Genomic DNA, 20,563 nt, shown 5'->3' with positions numbered 1-20,563 from the left:
GGTGGGTCAGAAGTAGTACGGGAATTTCAGGCTGAAGGTGAAGTCCGGAGCGTCGTCCGTGAGGCCGATCGACAGGTTCGGCACGATGGTCAGGTTGTCGGTGGCGGCCAGGGTCATGCCGACGTTGAAGTAGGCGGCGTTGGCATCGCTGCTCTTGACGTCGGCCCAGGCGTCGCCGGTTTCCGCGGACTTGATCCGCGAGCGCCGGGCGATCAGGTCCGAGACCGAGAACGACATCGACATCTTCTCGTTGAGGGCAAAGGCCACGCCTGCGCCGATCTGGAAGCTGTCGCCGATCTTCACCTTGCCCGGCACCTTCTGGTTGATCGTCGAGCTGACGTCGCTGAACGACTCCTCGAAGGTGTGGGTGTACGACAGGCTGCCGAACAGCACGGCCGGGTCGAAGGTCTTGACCAGCGAGATGCCCGGGGTGATCGACCAGACCCCGTTGCCGGTCGGCAGGTCCTCGGGGTAGCTGAGGCTGTCGTTCTCGGTGTCGCGCAGCAGCTTGATGCCGAACGGATCCTTGCCGGTCGGTGCCTTGACCCGCACGCTGAACACTGCATCCGGAGTGTTCTCAGACTCGTCGAGGAACTTGTAGGCCACGCCGAAGTTGACGTCGCCAAGCGTGGGGTCGCGGGTGATGGTGCGTTCGGAAATACCTTGGGCGTTGCCGCCGACACCGCCTGACTGGTAGGTCGACTCGCGGTAGACGATCGGCACGTTGACGTCGAACTGCCAGCGGTTGTCGAGGTTGTAGCGGGCGGTGAGGTCCAGCGTCCAGTTGTCGGCCTTGATCCGGTCCAGGTTGATGTTGCCCAGGAAGATCGAGTCCAGCGCCAGGAAGCCGTTGAGGATCAGCTGGCGGGTGTCGTAGCGGGCATAGGTGATGCCGGTCTCGACGCTGAACTTGCCGCCACCGAAGAACCCGCTGGCCTCATCGTAGAGGTTGGACACGCTCTGCGCCGGTTCCGAATCGTCCTTGAGCGACTGGCCGTAGGAGGAACCGCTGCCGCTGCCGCCGGAAGCGGCGATCGCTTGGTTGTTGCGCGGCTCGGAGGCCGGCGAACGGGTCAGGCGCTTCGGTGGTGGGGCGGCGGGCTGCTCTTCGACCTGGCGCACGCGCTGCTCCAGCACCATCAGTGCCTGCTGCTGCGCTTCATAGCGCTGCTTGAGCGCCGCCAGTTCGGCTTTCAGCGCGTCCACCTGGGGGTCACTGGCTGCATAGAGCAGTGACGACGGAACCAGGGTTCCCAGGCAGACGACTGCCCCCAATGACAACGATCGATGCATAAGTTAGCCGTCCCTTCCAACTACGATGATTGAGACGAAGCGTAGATCAATATCCTGAAACACGAAGGCCCTTGAGTTGATCAAGATTGCAGTTCAGCGCACCGGCCGAAGGCAGGTTGTCGCGCAGGACCACATTGAGCTGTGTCAGGTTGCTGACCGCGTTGCTGCCGCCCAGCAGGGTGGTGGCCTGGAGCAGCCCACCATTGGCCAGGCGCTGCATGCTTTGCCCTTGGTTGTTGTTGGCCTGGATGGCCATCTGGATGCCGTTGCCACTGTTGGAAACGCTGAGCGTACCGGCGTTGTTGCTGCTGCTCAGGGTAGTGCCGGCGGCCAGGACCTGGCCTTGCGGAACACCGGCATCGCCGACCTGGCTGGCTTCGCGGACATTGATGGCGACATCGTTGTAGGCGCTGTTGTGGTCGCCTGCAGCGCGCACCGACTGGGTCACGCCCTGGGTGGTGTTGACCAGCCCGGCACCGCCGTTGACCAGGCCATTGCCACGCCCCGGCGCGTCACCGGAACCGTTCTCGCCGGTCATCGACACGTAGAACTGCGGCTTGATCACGTTCTGCTGCACCTGCAGGGTCGTCGTGGCGCCGATGCGGTCACCGGCGGCGTTCTGCCAGGTGCTGCTCATGACGACGCCGAAGCTGATGATCCGCCCCGGCATCACGTATTTGCCACGCAACTGGGCAAGCTCCTGGTCCTTGACCTCGATGGGCTTGAACACCTGCGCGTGGGCGGGAAGGCTGGCCGCCAGGCATGCCGCGACCAGCCAGTTGGTAGTCTTCATCGCTGCTCCCCGGGACTTCGTGCCCCTTGTAATCGTCAGAAGAAATCGCTCTGGATGAACCCGAACTCCATCAACTGCGCGTCTTCTACCGGGTAGAAACCGTTGACGCGGTTCTTTGCGGTCAGAGGTGCCGGCGGGTCGAGCAGGGCGTTGGCCTTGTCGTAGCCGGGGCCGATGACGGCGAAGATGATGCCGTTCCAGCCTTTGAGGAAATCGTCGAACTTGTAGCGTTTGTGGCCCAGCACCGGGTCACCGATATACACCCAGCCCCGGTCGATGCGCTGCAGCACCACGAAGTGCTTGTAGCCACGGATGTCCATCAGCACGATCACCGGAATGCTCACTTTTTCCAGGGTGTCGGCTTCGACCCGATAGCCGCGGGCGCGCATGCCGATGCTTTCGACGTAGCGCTTCATGTCGAGCATGGAAAAGCCCTGCACCTTGACGGTGTCCTGGTCGGAATGGGCGAGCATGCCTTCGATGACCTGGTGTTCGTCCACATCCAGCCAGTAGGCCTGCTTGAGAACGGTGGCCAGGGCGGCGGCGCCGCAACTGAAATCGGTCTTCTGTTGCACCAGGTCGGCGAAGCGCCGCTCACGCAGGCTCTGTACCGGCTTGTAGACCAAGGTACCGCCTGGCAAGGCGGCAATCGGCATCTGCGCCGCCTCGGCGAGGCCGGCGAGAAACATGAGTGTGGCAAGCAGGACAATGCGCATGACCTTCTCCACCGGGCAGACACAGGGAAAGGGGCCCCGAAGGGCCCCGATCGACTGCTGTTACATGCAGGCTTTGCAACCTGCGGCGATGGACAGCGAGTTGGTCTGCTGGTTGCCGCTGCCGGCCGAGACGTTGGCGCCGACGTTGCCCGACACGCCATTGAGCGAGTTGCTCAGGTTGGCGTTGTTGGTCACAGGGTTGCGCCAGCCGGTGGGGGTCAGGACCTGATAGGAGGCGACGCCGGCCAGGCCGAAGGTGCCTTCTTCGTGGAACTTCAGCGGGTCCTTGTCGACATGGGTGTTGCCATGGCGATCGCGGCTGCTTTCGTCTTCGACATAGCCGTAGCCATTGCCTTGGTAGTGACCCACCGCGGCGAAGGTCGAGGTGAGGGTTTCCTTGCTGTAGGTACGGTCGGCCTTGTTGGTGACGTTCAGGCCGCCGACGTTCTGGTTGGCGGCACCGGTGGCGGCAGCGACGCGGCCACCCGACACGGCGATGGCCATGTTGTTTTTCTGTTGGTTGAAGTCCCCGGCGGTCACGTTGATGCCGATGTTGCCGGAGCTGCCGTTGGCCGAACCGGTGAGGTTGGCGTTGTTGGAGGTGGAGTAGTTCTTGACGTTGTTGCCAGCGTTGGTCTGGGTGGCCTGGGCCATGGCCACGGCGCTGCCGAAGATGAAGTTCTCATCGGCGGTGGCGATTGCAGCAACGTTGTCCTGCTGGTTGCCGCTGCCTGCGGCAACGTTGGCACCCAGGTTGCCTTGGGAGCCGTTGGCCGAGTTGTCCATGCGGGCATCGTTGCGGGTACCCTGGTTCAGCACTCGGTTGCCGGAGTTGCTCTGGGTATCCAGAACGGTGGCGGCAGAACCGGCGTTCACCAGCAGGGACAGCAGCAGGCTTTCGTTGTTGTTATGGCCATTGTTGTGGCCGCCGTGGTTGTCGTTTCCACGGCCGCCGGCTTGTGCAGCAACTGCCATGACCGCAGCGAGGGCGAATACCAGAGGCTTGAGTGCCATTTTCGGTTTCATGGTGTTTCTCCGCTTATATTTTCGTTGTTAAGTGTTGTGTTGCTGATCGGGTCAATCCGCGACCCGGACGCTCAGGGTGTTGGCCATTCGGTTGCCCACCCCGGCGCTCTGATTCAACTGGATCACGCCACGGCTGCCGGTGAAGGCCTGGTCACTCGTGGTGACCTGGCGACTGCCGGGTGTGTGATCCGTTGCCTCGGAGCTGTTGGCCAGCGAGACGTTCTGCTGGCTGAGAATGCTGTCGTCGATGTTCTGGGGAATTGCGCTGATGCTGATGCGTACTGCGTTGGCCTGCTGCGTCGCGGCGCCGGCCGACTGGTTTATGCCGAGCATGCCGTTGCCATTGCTGAAGGCGTTGCCAGTGATGCTGGCCTGGGCATCGCGCGCACTGTCGGCGCGAAAATCACTGCGTTGGCGGATTTGCGTGCTGGCCTGGCCTTCGGTGCCGATGGCGATGGCTTTGACGTTGGCCTGCTGCACTGCATCGCCTGCCGCCTGGTTGATGTTGAGGTTGCCCTGGTAGGCGCGGCCGCTGGCCTCGAGGGTGGCATTGTCGACCACGGGCGAGGCGGCGAAGCTGCTGGCGCTGCAGCCCAGGGCCAGGAACATCAGCGAGAGAGTGAAGGTACGCATGTTCATTGGCCCCGGGTCAGGATCTGCAGCGGCGCCATGCCGCGCTGGACGTTCTGGTTGACCGTATTGGAGATGCTGTTTGCCCCGGATGCACCGGCACTGGATCCCCCGGCCATGCCAGGCAGTTGCGATTGGGCAGTGCCCATGCCGCGCAGGTTGCCGGAGTTGTCGGGCTGGAAGATGCGGTTGACGGTGGCGCCGCTGGCGACGCTGGCGAAGTCGCCATCGCTCAGCTCGTTGTTGGTCTGGGCCTGGATGCGCGCCGACTCGTTGGTGTTGGCGGTGGTCGGGTACGGGTCGGGGGTGCCGGTGCGGCGATCCGCCTGACGGGGCTGGACATCGCGGTTGAGAACGATGACCCCGTTGCCCCCGGCGAAAGCCGGAACCGTGAAGGAAGTGGCGGCAAGGCAACCCAGAACGAGCAGTGCAGGCAGTGTGTTGTGCTTGTTCGCCACGGCGGTCTCCCTTTTCTGTGCGCTGGCCCTTGAGCGTTGCCAGAACAGAGAGCGAAAGCCGTGCCGGTTTTGGTTTTTACCGATTTATCAAGAACTTGCCCGAACAGGGTGGTGGTGGCGGTTTTCTGTTGTATCAGCGCTGAGACAAGCTGCCGGGTTATCGCCGGGCGAGGGCCGAAGCCCGGGCTATTCGCGGGCAGGAGGAGGGGTGTATCAGGGCTGTGACAGTTGCCCGCACAATGGCGGCGAGGCCTGAGCCATCAGGATTTGCGGGCATGGGGGTGTATCAGGCCTGTAACAGCCTCACCCCAACAGCGCGGCCACCGCCGCCAGCGCTTCCTCGCGCCGCTGCTGCCAATCACCCTCGATGACGCGCAGCACTTGCCGATGCTCCTGCAGCCAATGCAGGCTGGCGTCGAAGAAGGCCTGGCGCTCCTCGATGCGCGGTTGGCAACGCTGGCCGTCACCGACCCATTCAACCCCTTTGGGGCTGAGCAGCAGGTGCAGGTCGTAATGGCGTGCCAGCAGCGCCTGCTCGAGCCACGCCGGACAATCGCCGAACAGCGCGCGACTCCACAGCATGTTGCTCAGCAGGTGAGTGTCGAGGATCAGCAACCGGGGCGCTGCGTCCCGCGCCTGGTCCTCCCAGGCCAACTGCCCGCGGGCGATGGTCGGGATATCGGCATAGCAGGTGTCGCGCTGCTCGCTGTCGATGAAATGGCGTACGTACTCACCGACGGTGACTCCGCCGAAACGCGCCCGGATCTCGCCGCTGAGCCAGCTCTTGCCACTGGACTCCGGGCCGCACAGCACCACGACCTTCATGCCCCGGCCAGCGCCGGATCACGTCGCCACTCCAGCCAGCCGCGCACGGCGATCAGGGTGAACAGGGCGTAGAGCGCGGCGGTCAGGTACAGGCCCTTGTACAGGAACAGGCCGACGAAGATCACATCCACCACGAACCACAGCGCCCAGCACTGCAGGCGCTTCTGCGCCATCCACACCTGCGCCACCAGGCTGAAACCGGTCAGTGCGGCGTCCAGCCAGGGCTGGGCCGCGTCGGTCCAGTGCGCCATGGCGGCGCCCAAGGCGACGCTGGCCAGCAAGCCCACGGCAAGGCCGCGCAGCAGCGTCGGGGTGTCCAGGCGTGAGACCTGGCGTGCGTCCTCGATACGGTCGGGACGCGTCCACTGCCACCAGCCGTAGAGGTTGAGCACGGCGTAGACCAGTTGCAGGAGCATGTCCGAGTACAACTTGACCTCGTAGAAGATCCAGCTGTAGAGCACCACCATCACCAGGCCGATCGGCCAGCACCAGGTGTTCTGCCTGACCGTGAGCCAGACAGCGATGACGCCGAGCGCGGCGGCGAAGAGTTCGAGGCCGGACATCGGCGCTCCTTCGGGAGGGAAAGGGCGCGATTGTAGCTTGAGGGCCGGGGAAGGTGAATCTTTGCAGCAGGGGGCGCCGTGGCGCCCCCTGCTGGTCAGACCCTGAACTGGCGCAGCAACTGCTCGAGTTCCTCGCTCAAGCGCGCCAGCGCCGTCCCGGCATCGCTGGACTGGCGCGCCGCCTCGGCGGTCTGCTGGGACAGCCCGGCGGTGTCGAGTACGTTGCGGTTGATCTCCTCGACCACATGGGACTGCTGCAGCGTGGCGCTGGCGATCGAGGTGTTGAGCGCGGCCAGGGTGTGCAGGGCCTGCTCGATGGCGGCAAGGCTGGTGCCGGCTTCGCGGGCCTGTTCGACGGTCTGGCGCGAGGCTTCGCTGCTGGTATCGATGGCCTTGACCGCGGCATCCGACTGGCCTTGCAGGTGCTCGATCATGGTCTGGATCTCGGCGGTCGACTGGGCAGTGCGCTGGGCCAGCAGGCGCACTTCGTCGGCGACCACGGCAAAGCCTCGACCCTGTTCGCCGGCGCGCGCGGCCTCGATGGCGGCGTTGAGCGCCAGCAGGTTGGTCTGCTCGGCGATCGAGCGGATCACTTCAAGTACGCCACCGATCCGGGTGCTGTGCCCGGCCAGGTCGCGGATCACACCCTGCGCCTGGTCGATGGTTGCGGACAACCGGTCGATCTGCTGCAGGCTGCCATGGATCGCCTGCTGGCCCTGGCCCACCTGCTGTTGCGCCGCGCGCATTTCCACCGCGGCCTGCTCGGCGTTCTTCGCCACGTCCTGCACGGCATAGGTCACTTCGTTGACCGCCGTGGCCACCTGGTCCATCTGCAGCGACTGCTGGGCACTGTGCTGCTGGGCGCTGCCGGCGTTGTCGCCGACGTGCCCGGCAGACTCGGCCAGGGCATGGGCAGTGCCTTGCAACTGGCCGACCACCCCTTGCAGCTTGCCGTTGAAGCGGTTGAAGTACTCGCCCAGGTGGGTGATTTCATCACGCCCGTGCGTGTCCAGGCGGCGGGTCAGGTCGCTTTCGCCACTGGCGATGTTGCCCATGGCCTGTACGGCTTCGCGCAGGGGTTGGGCAATGCTGCGGGCGATCAGCCACACCAGCAGCCCCATCACCACGGCGATCAGCAGGCCGACCAGCGAGGCGTCGCGCACCTGGCGGGCGAACTCGTCCTGTACGTCATCGATGTAGACGCCCGAGCCGATGATCCAGCCCCAGGGCTTGAACAGTTCGATATAGGAAGTCTTGGCCACCGGTTCGCTGGCGCCGGGCTTGGGCCAGCGGTAGTTGACCGGCCCTGCGCCCTGGGCCTTGGCCAGGGTCACCATCTCGTTGAACACGGCAAAGCCGTCAGGATCGCGGATCGCCGAGAGGTCCTGGCCATCGAGCTTGGCGTTCATCGGATGCATGATCATCTTCGGTTGAAGATCGTTGATCCAGAAATAGTCATCCTTGTCGTAGCGCAGGCCACGCACCACCTGCAGCGCCTGCTGCTGCGCGCTCTGGCGGTCGAGGCTGCCGGCGGCCTCCAGCCCCTGGTAATAGGCGAGCACGCCCACGGCGGTCTCCACCACGTGCTGGGTCTTCTGCGCCTTGGCCTGGTACAGGTCACCCTGAATCTGGCGCAGCATCAGCAGCCCCAGGACCAACAGCATGGCGACGGCCACGAGCAGGATCAGCCACAGACGACGGCTGATCGACATCGATCTCAAGGTCTTCATCAAAAAATCACTCCATGTCTTGTTCTTTTTATACGGGCAACATCCAAGCATGGCCGGATGCCTGCAACCCAGTCGACCAACGGCTAAGTGCCGCTTGCGACAATCCATGTTGCATCCCGCGCAAGTCTTTGCGCAGGCCCTCTGATAGGATTTCGGCCGCGCCAGATGAAACCTTTAGCCGCGGCGAACTTTTCCGCTGGCATTGTGACCAAGGGACGCTGTAAAACAGCGGCGTCGCGCGTGTGGCGAACTTGTAATCGAAAAAAACTAGGATGCTGCCAGGAGCAGTGTCCACCGGGGGAGTTGATGGATTTTTGGAGTGCCTTTCAGGCAATCATTCTGGGTATCGTCGAGGGCTTGACCGAGTTCCTGCCGATTTCCAGCACCGGTCACCAGATCATCGTGGCCGACCTGATCGATTTCGGCGGCGAGCGTGCGATGGCGTTCAACATCATCATCCAGCTGGGTGCGATCCTGGCGGTGGTGTGGGAGTTTCGCAGCAAGATCCTCGAGGTGGTCGTCGGCCTGCCAAGCCAGCCCAGGGCCCGGCGGTTCACCGCCAACCTGCTGATCGCCTTCATGCCGGCAGTGGTGCTCGGGGTGCTGTTCGCCGACCTGATCCACGAATACCTGTTCAACCCGATCACTGTCGCCGTGGCGTTGGTGGTGGGCGGCATCATCATGCTCTGGGCCGAACAGCGCGATCATCGCATTGCCGTCGATCATGTCGACGACATGCGCTGGAACCATGCCCTGAAGGTCGGCCTGGTGCAGTGCCTGGCGATGATCCCGGGCACCTCGCGCTCGGGCTCGACCATCATCGGCGGCCTGCTGTTCGGCCTGTCACGCAAGGCCGCGACCGAGTTCTCGTTCTTCCTGGCGATGCCGACCATGGTCGGTGCCGCAGTGTACTCGGGCTACAAGTACCGCGACCTGTTCCAGCCAGCGGACCTGCCGGTGTTCGCCATCGGCTTCGTGGTGTCTTTCATCTTCGCCATGATCGCCGTGCGCGCCTTGCTCAAGTTCATCGCCAATCACAGCTACGCGGTCTTTGCCTGGTACCGCATTGCCTTCGGCCTGCTGATCCTGGCGACCTGGCAGTTCGGCTGGGTCGACTGGGCCACGGCGCACGGTTGATGGGCCGCGAGCAGAGCACCGGCCGGCGCGTCAGCGGCCAGGCCGTGGAAGGGGTGCGCTACCTGCGCCTGAAGTTGCTGGTGCTGCTTGCCTTGTGCCTGCTGCCCGGCGCAGGGGTGGCACAGATGGCCTGGAGCGGCCAGACCTGGCTGCCCCTGGCGCTGTATCCGCTGGCCAGCCTGATCTGCCTGCTGCTGTATTGGCATGACAAGCGCCAGGCCCGCACCCAGGCCTGGCGCACGCCGGAAAAAGTCCTGCATGCCTGTGAGCTGCTCGGTGGCTGGCCCGGCGCCCTGCTGGCGCAGCAGCTGTTCCGTCACAAGACCCGCAAGCTTTCCTACCAGGCGGTGTTCTGGGGCATCGTGCTGCTGCACCAGGTGTACTGGGGCGATCACCTGCTGCTCGGTGGGCGCTGGCTGGGGTTGATGGGCTGAGCGACGATCCCGCAATCCTCACCCAGCCAACAAGCCTGGCTGCAACCGCTTGGGCAAGCGCCGCACCACCAGTTGATGCGAGCGCTGCAGCAGGTCGGTCAGTTCCTCGCGCTGCATGGGGTAGGGCGCCAGCATGCTGATCCAGCGCGCCCTTGCCAGGTAGGGCGCCGGTCGCACACCGGGTCGGTCGCAGTAGCCGAGAAACAGCTCGTCCGCGACCTTGAACGACAAGCCCGCTCCGGCCAGGTCCAGCACTGCGAACATCTTGTTGCCGGCCACCGAGAACACCCGGATGCCACCCCATTTGTAATCCTCCCGTGCGCCCGGCAGGCCCAGGCAAAAGGCGGCCACTTGCTCGGGGGTCATGCCTGACTCAGACATAGCGTTCTCCACAGGCCTCGAACGAGGCCGCCAGATGATCGATCCATACCCGCACCGCCGGCAGCATACCGCGCCGATGCGGATACACCGCCTGCAGGTAGCCTCCCGGTAGCGACCAGTCCGGCAGCAGGTGCACCAGTTCGCCGCGTTCCAGTTCTTCCTCGCAGGAGTTGCTCGGCAGGGCGGTGAAGCCCAGACCTGCGCAGGCCGAGGCCTTGCGCACGACGAAGTCGTCGATGGACAGGCGCGGCTCCAGGGCAACCTCCTGCTCCTTGCCGCCCGGCCCGATCAGGCGCAGGCGCACCAGGCGGTCGGCATCGGCGGCGCCCAGCACCGGCAAGTCCAGAAGCTGCGAAGGGTGCGTGAGCCCGTCGGCAAAGCCTGGGGCGGCGACCAGGTACATCTGCGCCTGACGCAGACGGCGAGTGGCCAACGTCGGGTCTTCATCCCCCAGGTCCCGCACCCGCAGGGCGACGTCGATGCCTTCGGAGATCAGGTCGACCCGGCGGTTGAGCAGCACCATCTCCAGCTGAACCAGCGGGTACTGGGCCAGGAAGCTGCTGATGATATCGGGCAGGAAGGCATGGGCCAGGGCCACCGGCGAAGACACGCGCAGGCGACCGCGCGGCTCGCTGGTCATGCTGGCGACCGCTTCGTCGGCCATCTCGGCTTCCAGCAGCATGGCCTGGCAATGGTGCAGGTAGCGCTCGCCCACGGCAGTCAGCTTCAATTGCCGGGTGGTGCGCTGCAGCAGGCGCGTGCCCAGGCGTTCCTCCAGCTCTGCGATCCGTCGCGACAGGCGCGACTTGGGAATGCCCAACTGGCGACCGGCAGCGGCGAAGCCACCGGCTTCGACCACCCGGGCGAAGTAGAAAAGGTCGTTGAGGTCTTGCATACGGATATCTCACTGTTCCATCAGTGGAACAAACTAATGCATTTTTGCCGACTAATCAGCTATTGGTCTTCTCTGTAGGATTCTCTCCATCGTGATCGCCCACTGCCGCGGTCTTCATTCACAGGAGAGTCCCATGAAACTGTTGCACATCGATTCGAGCATCCTGGGCGACAATTCCGCCTCCCGCCAGCTGAGCCGTGAAGTGGTCGATGCCTGGAAAGCCGCCGACCCGAGCGTCGAAGTCATCTACCGTGACCTGGCTGCCGACGCCATCAGCCACTTCTCCGCCGCGACCCTGGTTGCCGCCGGTACCGCCGAAGAAGCCCGTGACGCTGCCCTGGCCCATGAAGCGCGCCTGAGCGCCGAAACCCTCGCCGAATTCCTTGCGGCCGATGCCGTGGTGATTGGTGCGCCGATGTACAACTTCACCGTACCGACCCAGCTCAAGGCCTGGATCGACCGCGTCGCGGTGGCCGGCAAGACCTTCCGCTACACCGAAGCCGGCCCCGAAGGCCTGTGCGGTGACAAGAAAGTCGTGCTGGTGTCCACCGCAGGTGGCCTGCACCAGGGGCAGCCAAGCGGTGTCGGCCATGAAGACTTCCTGAAGGTGTTCCTCGGCTTCATCGGCATCACCGACCTGGAAATCGTTCGTGCCCACGGCCTGGCCTACGGCCCCGAGCACCGCAGCAAGGCCATCGATGCTGCCCAGGCGCAGATCGCCAACGAGCTGTTCGCTGCTGCCTGATCATCGAGGCTGAGAAAAGCCGGCTGCCGCCTTGCGCGACAGCCGGCTTTTTCATGGATTTTTCATCCGCCGACCCGCGCTGGCTTCTATGCTTAGAAGACTCGTCCGCCTCGAGGGGAGAGCCGCCGTGATGAAAACCCGTGCCCTGTTGACCCTGCTGTTGCTCGGCGGCCTGCTGGCCCGTGCCGAAGCCTCGCCGTGGGTAGCCGGGCTGCATCGCCTGAGCCTGGCGGACCCGGTGGATGCGCAGCCCATGCAGGCACTGGTGTTCTACCCCAGCAACAGCCCAGCGCGTCCGGCGCGCATCGAGGGTTACACCCTGCGAGTGGCCGAAGAAGCACCGGTCGCCATGGGTCAGTTCCCGCTGCTGGTGGTCTCCCACGGCAACACCGGCACGCCTGTGGCCCTGCATGACCTGGCGACTTCCCTGGCCCGCCAGGGCTTCGTGGTGGTGGCGGTCACCCATCCGGGCGACAACGTCCGCGATCACAGCCGCTTGGGCAAGCTCAGCAACCTCTATGGCCGCCCGCTGCAGATCAGCGCCGCGATCACCGCCGCACGCGCGGACTCACTGATCAGCCCTTACCTGAACCAGGGCAAGGTCGGTGTGATTGGCTATTCGGCCGGTGGCGAAACGGCGCTGATTCTCTCCGGCGCCCAGCCAGACCTCGAGCGCCTGCGCAACTACTGCCTGGAACGTCCGCTGGACGCCGACGCCTGCAAGACCCACGGCGTGCTGATCGCCGACCGCAGCGAACTGACGCCGCAAGCCGATCCGCGCGTCGGTGCGGTGATGCTGATGGCACCCTTGAGCCTGATGTTCGGGCGCCACGCCCTGGCCGGCGTCCATGTCCCTGCACTGATCTACAGCGGCGACCAGGACCAGTTGCTGGCCGTGGACCGCAATGCCAGTGCCCTGGCGCGCAAGCTGCCGGTCACCCCGGATTACCGCTTGTTGTCCGGCGCCGGGCACTTCGTGTTCATGGCGCCTTGCGATGACGAGCAGCGCCAGCGCATGGCGGTGCTGTGCAAGGACGCCGATGGCGTCGATCGCCGTCAGGTGCACCGCAGCCTGCAGGGCGAGACGGCGGCCTTCTTCAGCCAGGCGCTCGGTGCGCCGGAGCCTGCCGAGCGTTCAGCGGCCGTTGGCGCGGCGGGCCAGCAGCAGGACCAGCCCCACCCCTGACAGCGACAGCAGCGCCGCCGCGCAGAAGATCGACGCATAGCCAAGGTGCACGGCCACGGCGCCCATCACCGGGCCCGCCAGGCCCAATGCCAGGTCGAAGAACACCGCGTAGGCACCCAGCCCTGCGCCGCGGCTGGCGCTGGGCACCTGCCGGATCGCCTCCACACCCAGGGCCGGATAGACCAGTGACAGGCCGAAGCCGGTAAGGCCGGCGCCGACCAGCGCCCAGCCCGGCGCGGGAGCCAGCCACAGCAGGGTCAACCCGAGCACTTCGGTGGCCATGCAGACGATTGCCACGTTATAGCCGCCGAAGCGGTTGACGGCATTGACGAACAGCAGCCGCGAGACGATGAAGCACAACCCGAAGGCGCTCAGGCACCAGGCCGCCCCGATCCAGCCCTGCTCCAGGTAGTAGAGGGTGACGAACGTGGTCAGCGTGCCGTAGCCGATCGACGCCAAGGTCAGGCCCACGCCGCAGGGCGCCACACGGCCGAAGGCCGACCAGAACGGCAGGCGCTCGCCGCGCACCACCACCACGTCCGGGCGGGTGCGCAGTACCCACATCGCCAGCAGCGCCATGACCAGCAGCGTAGGCCCCAGCACGGCAAAGCCCAGGGTATCGACCATCACCACACCTGCCGGCGCGCCGATGGCGATGGCGCCATAGGAGGCGATGCCATTCCAGGAGATCACTCGGGCGGTGTGCTCGGCGCCCACCTGGCCGATGCCCCAGCTCAGCGTTGCCACCCCGATCAGGCCTTGGGCGATTCCCAGCAGCAGACGACCGGCCAGCAGCAGCGCGAGGCTCAGCCAGGGCAAGGCCAGGCTCCAGGCCGAGAGCAGGGTCAGCACGCCGCAACCGGCGATGCCATACAACCCATAGCGGATCGCCTGCTTGCCACCCAGGCTGTCGGCCACGCGACCGGCGAAGGGGCGGCTGAGCAGGGTGGCCAGGTACTGCACGCCAATGGTCAGGCCTGCCATCACTGCGCCCATGCCCAACTGATCGTGGACGTGGCCGGGCAGCACCGCGATCGGCAGGCCGATGCACAGGAAAGCGACGAAGGTGTAGAACACGATCGACAGGATTTGCAGGGTCAGGGCGGTGGAACTGGCGGGTGTCGGGGCAGCGGCGGTCATGGCTGGGTTCGCGGGAGGGCGGTGCGCTAATCATGGCTGGCCCGGGGCACAAAAGAAAGCAGGCTAACGATCTTTTCACGCCGGCGCTGTGCTTGAACCCTTCCCTGAACCGGCGTACCGTCTGGTTCCGTCTATCCTAGGAGTGCTCCATGCAAGGCAAGGCCCGCAAGATCGTCCAGGCCATTCTCTATGAAGTCATCGCCGTGGCGTGCGTTGCGCCTGCGCTGTCGTTGATGTTCGATGCCGGCATGGCCCATTCGACGATTCTCTCGGTGCTGATGTCGGGCATCGCCATGAGCTGGAACATGGGCTACAACTGGGCCTTCGAGCGCTGGGAGGCGCGCCAGGCGCAACGCTCGCGCACCTGGCTGCGACGCTTGCTGCACGCGCTGGGCTTCGAGGGCGGGCTGGTGCTGATTCTGCTGCCGCTGGTGGCGTTCTGGCTGGATATCAGCCTGTGGAGCGCGCTGCTGACCAACCTGGCGCTGTTCGTGTTCTTCTTCGTCTACGCCTTTGTGTTCCAGTGGGGCTTCGACAAGGTCTTCGACGTGCCGCTGTCGGCACAGCAGGAAGCCCGTTGCTGAGTGTTGACTTCCTGCCGGTGAGCGGGATAACTTCCTACACCATGAATACCTCCCAGCCTGTGCGCAGCTTCGGCCTGATTATTATTACCGCCATTATCGGATTGGCGGGCTAGCGCGCACTGGCACCGAAACCCGCCCTTGAGGCGGGTTTTTTCTTCTCGACTCCTGGGCATCTGCAAACCACCCCAGGAGTCATCGATGAGTAACCTGAGCGTCAGCCCCCGCACCCTCGTCACGCCCCAGCAATTGCTGTCGGAGCAGGTACGACGCATTCTTGCCGCGCCAGTGTACGACCTGGCCATCGAAACCCCGTTGCAGGTGGCGCCAGCGCTGTCGGCCAGCCTCGGCAACCAGGTGCTGCTCAAGCGCGAAGACCTGCAGCCGACCTTCTCGTTCAAGATCCGCGGCGCCTACACCCGGCTGTCGCGCCTGTCCCAGGCCCAGCGCGAGCGCGGGGTGATCACCGCATCGGCCGGCAACCATGCCCAGGGTGTGGCGTTGGCGGCCGCGCACCTGGGGATGGTGGCGACCATCGTCATGCCGACCACCACGCCGGAGCTGAAGATCGCGGGCGTGCGATCACGCGGTGGCAATGTGGTGTTGCATGGCGAGAGCTTTCCCCATGCCCTGGCCCATGCACTGCAACTGGCCGACCGCCAGGGGGCGACCTTCGTGCCTCCGTTCGACGACCCGGATGTGATCGCCGGGCAGGGCACCGTGGCCATGGAGATCCTGCGTCAGCATCCGGGTGCCTTGGACGCGATCTTCGTGCCGGTCGGCGGTGGTGGTCTGGTCGCCGGCATCGCCGCGTACGTGAAGTACCTGCGCCCGGAGGTCAAGGTGATCGGTGTCGAGCCCGAAGACTCCAACTGCCTGCAGGCCGCCCTTGCCGCTGGCGAGCGGGTGGTGTTGCCGCAGGTCGGTACTTTCGCCGACGGTGTGGCGGTGGCCCAGGTCGGTGCCCACTGCTTCGAGCTGTGCCGGCATTTCGTCGATGAAGTCATCACCGTCAGCAGCGATGAGCTGTGTGCGGCGATCAAGGATATCTACGACGACACCCGCTCCATCACCGAGCCTTCCGGTGCGCTGGCCGTGGCCGGGATCAAGAAGTACGTGGCGCGTGACGGCGTTCATGGGCAGACCCTGGTGGCGGTTGACTCCGGTGCCAACATCAATTTCGACCGCCTGCGCCATGTGGCCGAACGTGCCGAGCTGGGTGAGCAGCGCGAGGCGGTGATCGCAGTGACCATTCCGGAGCGGCCGGGCAGCTTCCGTGCCTTCTGCCAGGCCCTGGGCAAGCGTCAGGTGACCGAGTTCAACTACCGCTATCACCCTGGCAAGGAGGCCCGGCTGTTCGTCGGCGTGCAGACCCATCCGCAGCACGATCCGCGTGAGCGTCTGCTGGAGAGCCTGCGTGTGCAGGGTTACGAGGTGCTCGACCTGACCGACAACGAACTGGCCAAGCTGCATGTGCGCCACACCGTTGGGGGGCATGCGGCGCCGGGGGCGAATGAGCGAGTGCTGAGGTTCGAATTCCCCGAGCGTCCGGGGGCGTTGCTGGGGTTTCTGGAGCGGTTGGGGCAGAACTGGAACATCAGCCTGTTCCATTACCGTAACCATGGTGCTGCCGAGGCGCGGGTGTTTGCGGCGCTGGAGGTGCCGGTCGACGAACAGTCAGTCATGCCCGAGGCGTTGGCGTCCATGGGGTATCGGTACTGGGATGAGACGGATAACCCGGCTTATCAATTGTTTCTTGGGTGAAGGGCGGCCAGTATTTTCAAGTCAGTGTTTTTGCTTTTTGCTTTTTGCTTTTTGCTTTTGCTTTGGCTTCTAAGCGCGCGATCGTGCAGACACCACAAGGTGCGACCTCAGGAGGCCGAGCAGAGGTGCCTGTAGGGCCAGGCGCGTAGCGCCCTTCGGCGTCAGCCGAAGTCGCCAGGCGAAGTGTTTGCGCAGCAAACCGTAGCGGCGATGGGCCCGGAAGGCGCCGGCGCGAGGGGACCCGGAGCGAAGCGGAGGGCCGTATGTGGGAGCGAGGCGGTTTTGGTTACTTTGCCCGCGAGCAAAGTGACTCGCTGTAAAAGCGAAAAGGTGATTGAGCATCACACTGGCAAACGGATATACACACGATTTTCGCATCATCGCGCTTTTTTAACTGCTTTGAGGCTAGGTGCATGGCTGCATGAATGGAGTGAATATCCGTTTGCCAGGGTGATGCTCAATCACCTTTTCGCTTTTACAGCGAGTCACTTTTTGGCAAACGCCCCAAAAAGTAACCAAAAAAGGCTGGCTCCCACATACGGCCCCTACGCTGCGCTTCGGGGTCCCCTCGCTCCGGCGTCTTACGGGCCCATCGCCGCTACGGTTTGCTGCGCAAACACTTCGCTTGGCGACTTCGGCTGACGCCGAAGGGCGCTGACGCGCCTGGCCCTCCAGACGCCTACGCTCGGCCTCCTGAGGTCGCGATTTGTGGCGCCTGAGCTATCGCGCGCTTAGAAGCAAGATCAAGATCAAAAGCAAAAGCAAAAGCAAGAGAAGAACAAAAGCTGCAATTAACGCTCCCGCATGAAGAACCCCGCCACATACTTGCGAAAGGTCTCCAAGCTCTTGAAATCCGCAAAGCGCTTGAAGTTCTCCGTGTCAGGCTCCGGCCCCAGAGGCCTCTCCAACAGCGACACCGACAAGACCCGATCCTGATCCGAAGTCAGCACCAGCTCATCCATCACCTGGCCACCGATCACGGGCCTGCGCATCAGCACTTTCACGCCTTTGCCCGCCATCCAGTCGATCAACGAGACCAGCGCTTTCAACGGCTCGCGCTCTTCGTCGCGGTACACCGGGAACAGGTGCACGCGCGACAGCACCGGTACGCTGGCGACATGGATCAACTCGTAGTAGTGGCTGCCTGCAGTGGTGGGCGAGTACAGCGCCAGGGCCAGCAGCGGACCGCCGGTCTTGCTGCCGCCCCAGAGCAGGTGATGGCCCTGGAAGTCGAAACCGTCTTCGCTGCGGGCGTTGAACAGCTTGCGGCCCTTGATCTGCTCGACACAGTCCAGCAGCAGGCCGTGACGGCGGTGGCTGCCGAATACGGTGGACTCACGCAGGCGCGACTTGAGCATCATCATGTGCTTCATGTCCAGGCGCGTTTCCAGGTAATTGCTCGCCGGCACCCGCTCCAGCAGCGGATAGCGCGCGGCGACGCTGCGCAGCTCGGCGAACTGGGCGGTCAGGTCCTTTTTCAGGTGCGTGGCATAGACGTTCAGGCCGCTGGCTTCGATCCAGGTCAGCAGCAACGACAACAGGCGCTGCTGTTCCCGGCGCTCGCTACCATCAGCGGCTGCGCCGGAGGGCTCGTTGCCTTGGCGAAAATCGCCCAGCAGGCGCAAGGGCGTGTCTGGCGCCAGCCAGGCGGCAGGAGGCTGCACCTCTTCGCTGCGCTCGAGCGTTTCACGCTCATCCTTGGTGAAAGGGCAACCGGGAGCATGCTCGGGTGTATCGGGGTTGTTGCGCAGGAACAGCGTGCCGGTGTTGCCGTTGAGGCTGACATTGAGCACCGGCAGCGCATCCTTGCGGCAGTCGCAGGCCAGCCACTGGTTGGCGCTGCGCACCTTCATCAGCCACTGGTTGGCCTGCAGCAGGCGCGGGCCGGCCAGCGTGGCGCTGGCAAAACCGACCAGCAGTTCTTCTTCGGCAGGGGTGAGGGTGCGCACCTGCGCGCCGCTCTTTTCGATGATTCGCATTCGACAGCAGCTCCAAGCTACAAGCCTCAAGCTTCAAGCAAAGCCGCGGTGCTTTCAACTCGAAGCTTGCGGCCTGCGGCCAGTTGCTTGCTCAGTTTCCGCCAAACAGCTTGGCGGCGCGGTTGCGGATTTCCTCGGGGCTCAGGTCTTCCTTGTGGGTGGACACGAACCAGAGGTTGCCGAACGGGTCTTTCAGGGTGCCGCTGCGGTCGCCGTAGAACTGGTCCTGCACCTCGCGCAGCGCGATGGCGCCGGCAGCAACGGCCTGGGCATAGACGGTGTCACAGTCCTCGACATACAGGTGCAGGCCGATGGCTGCGCCTGACAGCGACTGGCTGGCGGTGAGGCCACCTTCCATGTCGCAGGGATCGGCCAGCATCAGCGAAGAGTCACCGATCTTCAGCTCGGCGTGGCCGACGCGACCGTCCGGGCCATCGAGGCGGAACATCTCGACGGCGCCGAAGGCTTTCTTGTAGAAGGCAATGGCCGCGGCAGCATCCCTGATGCCCAGGTAGGGCGTGATGCTGTGCTGACCTTCGGGGATAGGTTTGGCTGGCATTGCAGGTACCTCCCATGCAAGGTGGAGTTCACTCGTCGAAGCTGTATATTTATACAGTTTCGACGAATGCGCAAATGCCATTTTTCGATTAGCAGGCAGCCGGCTAGAAGATGTAGTCGGTGGTCAGGAAGCTGGACTGGCGATTACGGATGATCTCGCTGATCAGCGTCTTGTTGGCCTCCTGGAACCTGGTGGCAACCAGGGTACGGATCGAGAATACCCGCAGCGCGTCATGCACCGACAAGGTCCCTTCGGCGCTGTTCTTGCGTCCGTTGAACGGATAGGTGTCCGGGCCACGCTGGCACTGGGCGTTGAGGTTGATGCGCCCGACCTGGTTGGCGAAGGTGTCGACCAGCGCACCGACGGTCTGCGGGTCGTTGCCGAACAGGCTCAGTTGCTGGCCGTAGTCGGAGTCGAGGACATAGTCGATCACCGTCTGCAGGTCGCGATAGGGCACCACCGGCACCAGCGGGCCGAACTGCTCCTCGTGATAGACACGCATCGATGGCGCCACCGGGTAGAGAAGGGCCGGGTAGAAGAACGACCCGCGGCTCTGGCCGCCGTCCGGGTTGATGACTTTCGCGCCGTGTTCCAGGGCGTCGGCGACCAGGCCGTCGAGGTAATCGACCTTGCCCGGCTCAGGCAGGGGCGTCAGTGCAACGCCGGGCTCCCAGGGCATGCCAGGCTTGAGCGCAGCAAGCTTGCGCTGGAATTTTTCGAGGAAGGGCTCGACCACATTTTCGTGCACAAACAGGATCTTCAGCGCCGTGCAGCGCTGGCCGTTGAACGACAAGGCGCCGGTCAGGGCTTCGTCCACGGCGTTGTCCAGGTCTACCTCGGGCAGGACGATGCCGGGATTCTTGGCATCCAGGCCCAGTGCCGCGCGCAGGCGGTGAGGGCGTGGATGGAGTTTCTTCAGGTCGCTGGCGGCCTTGTGCGTGCCGATGAAGGCGAACACATCGACCTTGCCGCTGGCCATCAGCGCACTCACCGTCTCGCGCCCGCGGCCATAGATGACGTTGATCACCCCGGCAGGGAAGCTGTCGCGGAAGGCTTCGAGCAGTGGACGGATCAGCAGCACGCCGAACTTGGCCGGCTTGAACACCACCGTGTTGCCCATGATCAGCGCCGGAATCAGGGTGGTGAAGGTCTCGTTGAGCGGATAGTTGTACGGGCCCATGCACAGCGCCACGCCCAGCGGTGCGCGGCGGATCTGGCCGAGGGTGCCCTGTTCCAGCTCGAAGCGGCTGGAGCGGCGGTCCAGGTCCTTGAGGGCGTTGATGGTGTCGACGATGTAGTCACAGGTGCGGTCGAACTCCTTTTCCGAGTCCTTGAGGTTCTTGCCGATTTCCCACATCAGCAGCTTGACCACCGCCGTGCGCTGCTCGCGCATGCGCGCCAGGAAGGCTTCGACATGCTGGATACGTTCGGCCACGCGCATGTTCGGCCACACGCCGCGGCCCTTGTCGTAGGCTTGCACCGCGGCATCGAGGGCGGTGAGGGCAGTGTCGGCATCGAGCAGGGGGGCGCTGCCGAGAATGACCTGGCGCTCCTCGCCACCCTCTTTCAACCACACCGGGCTGCGCACAGTGGCCAGCGGCCCGTCCCAGTGCCGGAGCTCGCCGCCCACCAGGTAGTCGCGTTGTTCCAGCGGCTCGCCGAGGCGCCAGGCCTGGGGAATGTCCTCTGGGGCGGGAAACAGCGAATCGAGCAGACGGTCCATGGGTA

20 protein-coding genes and 2 pseudogenes are annotated in these 20,563 nt (G+C 64.4%); 6 read left to right on the top strand and 16 right to left on the bottom strand.

Annotation, left to right across the window (positions count from 1 at the left end; all coding sequences use genetic code 11):
- Positions 1 to 6: 6 nt before the first annotated feature.
- The 10 genes and pseudogenes from AC1TXO_RS16555 to AC1TXO_RS16510 form a co-directional block, all read right to left on the bottom strand.
- Positions 7 to 1,293 carry a hypothetical protein gene (locus AC1TXO_RS16555; RefSeq protein WP_486402756.1) on the bottom strand — a complete coding sequence of 429 codons (1,287 nt, stop codon included), beginning with the start codon at positions 1,291 to 1,293 and terminating at the stop codon, positions 7 to 9.
- Positions 1,294 to 1,339: 46 nt separating this feature from the next.
- Positions 1,340 to 2,086: a hypothetical protein gene (locus AC1TXO_RS16550; protein WP_486402755.1), complete on the bottom strand. Its 747-nt coding sequence runs from the start codon at positions 2,084 to 2,086 to the stop codon at positions 1,340 to 1,342.
- Positions 2,087 to 2,121: 35 nt separating this feature from the next.
- Complete coding sequence (locus AC1TXO_RS16545; RefSeq protein ID WP_486402754.1) at positions 2,122 to 2,802, bottom strand: C39 family peptidase; 681 nt, start codon at positions 2,800 to 2,802, stop codon at positions 2,122 to 2,124.
- A 60-nt stretch (positions 2,803 to 2,862) separates the two neighbouring features.
- Positions 2,863 to 3,828, bottom strand: a complete 966-nt coding sequence (locus AC1TXO_RS16540; protein ID WP_486402753.1) for a heme utilization protein — start codon at positions 3,826 to 3,828, stop codon at positions 2,863 to 2,865.
- 51 nt (positions 3,829 to 3,879) lie between these two features.
- Positions 3,880 to 4,461 carry an adhesin gene (locus AC1TXO_RS16535; protein WP_486402752.1) on the bottom strand — a complete coding sequence of 194 codons (582 nt, stop codon included), beginning with the start codon at positions 4,459 to 4,461 and terminating at the stop codon, positions 3,880 to 3,882.
- Between the two features lie 2 nt (positions 4,462 to 4,463).
- The gene (locus AC1TXO_RS16530) at positions 4,464 to 4,916 is read right to left on the bottom strand and encodes a hypothetical protein (RefSeq protein WP_486402751.1); all 453 of its coding nucleotides are present in this window, start codon (positions 4,914 to 4,916) and stop codon (positions 4,464 to 4,466) included.
- A gap of 303 nt (positions 4,917 to 5,219) precedes the next feature.
- Positions 5,220 to 5,741, bottom strand: a complete 522-nt coding sequence (locus tag AC1TXO_RS16525; RefSeq protein ID WP_486402750.1) for an AAA family ATPase — start codon at positions 5,739 to 5,741, stop codon at positions 5,220 to 5,222.
- On the bottom strand, positions 5,738 to 6,304 hold the full coding sequence (gene pnuC / locus AC1TXO_RS16520; protein ID WP_486402749.1) for a nicotinamide riboside transporter PnuC: 567 nt from the start codon (positions 6,302 to 6,304) through the stop codon (positions 5,738 to 5,740). The genes AC1TXO_RS16525 and pnuC overlap by 4 nt, the downstream gene beginning before the upstream one ends.
- A 95-nt stretch (positions 6,305 to 6,399) precedes the next feature.
- Positions 6,400 to 6,975 (bottom strand): annotated as a pseudogene (locus AC1TXO_RS16515) (methyl-accepting chemotaxis protein); the annotation flags it as partial.
- Between the two features lie 345 nt (positions 6,976 to 7,320).
- A pseudogene (locus AC1TXO_RS16510) lies at positions 7,321 to 7,944 on the bottom strand (cache domain-containing protein); the annotation flags it as partial.
- Between the two features lie 396 nt (positions 7,945 to 8,340).
- Between AC1TXO_RS16510 and AC1TXO_RS16505 the strand changes: the two are divergent.
- Both AC1TXO_RS16505 and AC1TXO_RS16500 read left to right on the top strand, forming a co-directional pair.
- Entirely contained in the window at positions 8,341 to 9,171 is an 831-nt protein-coding gene (locus tag AC1TXO_RS16505; protein WP_486402748.1) for an undecaprenyl-diphosphate phosphatase, read from the top strand.
- Positions 9,171 to 9,605 carry a DUF1294 domain-containing protein gene (locus AC1TXO_RS16500; protein ID WP_486402747.1) on the top strand — a complete coding sequence of 145 codons (435 nt, stop codon included), beginning with the start codon at positions 9,171 to 9,173 and terminating at the stop codon, positions 9,603 to 9,605. Before AC1TXO_RS16505 ends, AC1TXO_RS16500 begins: the two co-directional genes overlap by 1 nt.
- 18 nt (positions 9,606 to 9,623) lie before the next feature.
- Here AC1TXO_RS16500 and AC1TXO_RS16495 read toward each other — a convergent pair whose 3' ends face one another.
- Both AC1TXO_RS16495 and AC1TXO_RS16490 read right to left on the bottom strand, forming a co-directional pair.
- Complete coding sequence (locus AC1TXO_RS16495) at positions 9,624 to 9,986, bottom strand: MmcQ/YjbR family DNA-binding protein (protein ID WP_486402746.1); 363 nt, start codon at positions 9,984 to 9,986, stop codon at positions 9,624 to 9,626.
- Positions 9,979 to 10,881, bottom strand: a complete 903-nt coding sequence (locus AC1TXO_RS16490; protein ID WP_486402745.1) for a LysR substrate-binding domain-containing protein — start codon at positions 10,879 to 10,881, stop codon at positions 9,979 to 9,981. Before AC1TXO_RS16490 ends, AC1TXO_RS16495 begins: the two co-directional genes overlap by 8 nt.
- A 133-nt stretch (positions 10,882 to 11,014) precedes the next feature.
- Between AC1TXO_RS16490 and AC1TXO_RS16485 the strand changes: the two genes are divergently transcribed.
- Both AC1TXO_RS16485 and AC1TXO_RS16480 read left to right on the top strand, forming a co-directional pair.
- Positions 11,015 to 11,626 (top strand): FMN-dependent NADH-azoreductase, encoded by a 612-nt coding sequence (locus tag AC1TXO_RS16485; protein ID WP_486402744.1) that lies wholly within the window; start codon positions 11,015 to 11,017, stop codon positions 11,624 to 11,626.
- Positions 11,627 to 11,756: 130 nt separating this feature from the next.
- Positions 11,757 to 12,812 (top strand): alpha/beta hydrolase family protein, encoded by a 1,056-nt coding sequence (locus AC1TXO_RS16480; protein ID WP_486402743.1) that lies wholly within the window; start codon positions 11,757 to 11,759, stop codon positions 12,810 to 12,812.
- On the opposite strand, the gene AC1TXO_RS16475 is transcribed toward AC1TXO_RS16480, so the two are convergent.
- On the bottom strand, positions 12,762 to 13,952 hold the full coding sequence (locus AC1TXO_RS16475; protein WP_486402742.1) for an MFS transporter: 1,191 nt from the start codon (positions 13,950 to 13,952) through the stop codon (positions 12,762 to 12,764). The genes AC1TXO_RS16480 and AC1TXO_RS16475 overlap by 51 nt on opposite strands.
- Before the next feature lie 149 nt (positions 13,953 to 14,101).
- Here AC1TXO_RS16475 and AC1TXO_RS16470 point away from each other — a divergent pair, with 149 nt between their 5' ends.
- Both AC1TXO_RS16470 and ilvA read left to right on the top strand, forming a co-directional pair.
- A complete protein-coding gene (locus AC1TXO_RS16470; RefSeq protein ID WP_486402741.1) occupies positions 14,102 to 14,536 on the top strand; it encodes a PACE efflux transporter in 435 nt (144 codons plus the stop codon).
- Between the two features lie 198 nt (positions 14,537 to 14,734).
- Positions 14,735 to 16,297: a threonine ammonia-lyase, biosynthetic gene (gene ilvA, locus AC1TXO_RS16465; protein ID WP_486402740.1), complete on the top strand. Its 1,563-nt coding sequence runs from the start codon at positions 14,735 to 14,737 to the stop codon at positions 16,295 to 16,297.
- A gap of 791 nt (positions 16,298 to 17,088) precedes the next feature.
- Here ilvA and AC1TXO_RS16460 read toward each other — a convergent pair.
- From AC1TXO_RS16460 to AC1TXO_RS16450, 3 genes are all read right to left on the bottom strand, one after another.
- Positions 17,089 to 18,276: a hypothetical protein gene (locus tag AC1TXO_RS16460; RefSeq protein WP_486402739.1), complete on the bottom strand. Its 1,188-nt coding sequence runs from the start codon at positions 18,274 to 18,276 to the stop codon at positions 17,089 to 17,091.
- A gap of 91 nt (positions 18,277 to 18,367) precedes the next feature.
- The gene (locus AC1TXO_RS16455; protein WP_486402738.1) at positions 18,368 to 18,835 is read right to left on the bottom strand and encodes a VOC family protein; all 468 of its coding nucleotides are present in this window, start codon (positions 18,833 to 18,835) and stop codon (positions 18,368 to 18,370) included.
- 103 nt (positions 18,836 to 18,938) lie between these two features.
- The gene (locus AC1TXO_RS16450; RefSeq protein ID WP_486402737.1) at positions 18,939 to 20,558 is read right to left on the bottom strand and encodes an NADP-dependent glyceraldehyde-3-phosphate dehydrogenase; all 1,620 of its coding nucleotides are present in this window, start codon (positions 20,556 to 20,558) and stop codon (positions 18,939 to 18,941) included.
- Positions 20,559 to 20,563: the final 5 nt, after the last annotated feature.

This window comes from Pseudomonas sp. FA117, from assembly GCF_057370475.1.
The sequence above is the reverse complement of the archived record's forward strand: the minus strand, read 5'-3'. Positions and strand labels throughout refer to the sequence as shown.

What these genes read in the sequence shown, in the direction of transcription:
- AC1TXO_RS16555 (WP_486402756.1), bottom strand. Translation starts at nt 1,293, where the DNA reads ATGCATCGATCGTTGTCATTGGGGGCAGTCGTCTGCCTGGGAACCCTG.
- AC1TXO_RS16550 (WP_486402755.1), bottom strand. Translation starts at nt 2,086, where the DNA reads ATGAAGACTACCAACTGGCTGGTCGCGGCATGCCTGGCGGCCAGCCTT.
- AC1TXO_RS16545 (WP_486402754.1), bottom strand. Translation starts at nt 2,802, where the DNA reads ATGCGCATTGTCCTGCTTGCCACACTCATGTTTCTCGCCGGCCTCGCC.
- AC1TXO_RS16540 (WP_486402753.1), bottom strand. Translation starts at nt 3,828, where the DNA reads ATGAAACCGAAAATGGCACTCAAGCCTCTGGTATTCGCCCTCGCTGCG.
- AC1TXO_RS16535 (WP_486402752.1), bottom strand. Translation starts at nt 4,461, where the DNA reads ATGCGTACCTTCACTCTCTCGCTGATGTTCCTGGCCCTGGGCTGCAGC.
- AC1TXO_RS16525 (WP_486402750.1), bottom strand. Translation starts at nt 5,741, where the DNA reads ATGAAGGTCGTGGTGCTGTGCGGCCCGGAGTCCAGTGGCAAGAGCTGG.
- pnuC (WP_486402749.1), bottom strand. Translation starts at nt 6,304, where the DNA reads ATGTCCGGCCTCGAACTCTTCGCCGCCGCGCTCGGCGTCATCGCTGTC.
- AC1TXO_RS16505 (WP_486402748.1), top strand. Translation starts at nt 8,341, where the DNA reads ATGGATTTTTGGAGTGCCTTTCAGGCAATCATTCTGGGTATCGTCGAG.
- AC1TXO_RS16500 (WP_486402747.1), top strand. Translation starts at nt 9,171, where the DNA reads ATGGGCCGCGAGCAGAGCACCGGCCGGCGCGTCAGCGGCCAGGCCGTG.
- AC1TXO_RS16495 (WP_486402746.1), bottom strand. Translation starts at nt 9,986, where the DNA reads ATGTCTGAGTCAGGCATGACCCCCGAGCAAGTGGCCGCCTTTTGCCTG.
- AC1TXO_RS16490 (WP_486402745.1), bottom strand. Translation starts at nt 10,881, where the DNA reads ATGCAAGACCTCAACGACCTTTTCTACTTCGCCCGGGTGGTCGAAGCC.
- AC1TXO_RS16485 (WP_486402744.1), top strand. Translation starts at nt 11,015, where the DNA reads ATGAAACTGTTGCACATCGATTCGAGCATCCTGGGCGACAATTCCGCC.
- AC1TXO_RS16480 (WP_486402743.1), top strand. Translation starts at nt 11,757, where the DNA reads ATGAAAACCCGTGCCCTGTTGACCCTGCTGTTGCTCGGCGGCCTGCTG.
- AC1TXO_RS16475 (WP_486402742.1), bottom strand. Translation starts at nt 13,952, where the DNA reads ATGACCGCCGCTGCCCCGACACCCGCCAGTTCCACCGCCCTGACCCTG.
- AC1TXO_RS16470 (WP_486402741.1), top strand. Translation starts at nt 14,102, where the DNA reads ATGCAAGGCAAGGCCCGCAAGATCGTCCAGGCCATTCTCTATGAAGTC.
- ilvA (WP_486402740.1), top strand. Translation starts at nt 14,735, where the DNA reads ATGAGTAACCTGAGCGTCAGCCCCCGCACCCTCGTCACGCCCCAGCAA.
- AC1TXO_RS16460 (WP_486402739.1), bottom strand. Translation starts at nt 18,276, where the DNA reads ATGCGAATCATCGAAAAGAGCGGCGCGCAGGTGCGCACCCTCACCCCT.
- AC1TXO_RS16455 (WP_486402738.1), bottom strand. Translation starts at nt 18,835, where the DNA reads ATGCCAGCCAAACCTATCCCCGAAGGTCAGCACAGCATCACGCCCTAC.
- AC1TXO_RS16450 (WP_486402737.1), bottom strand. Translation starts at nt 20,558, where the DNA reads ATGGACCGTCTGCTCGATTCGCTGTTTCCCGCCCCAGAGGACATTCCC.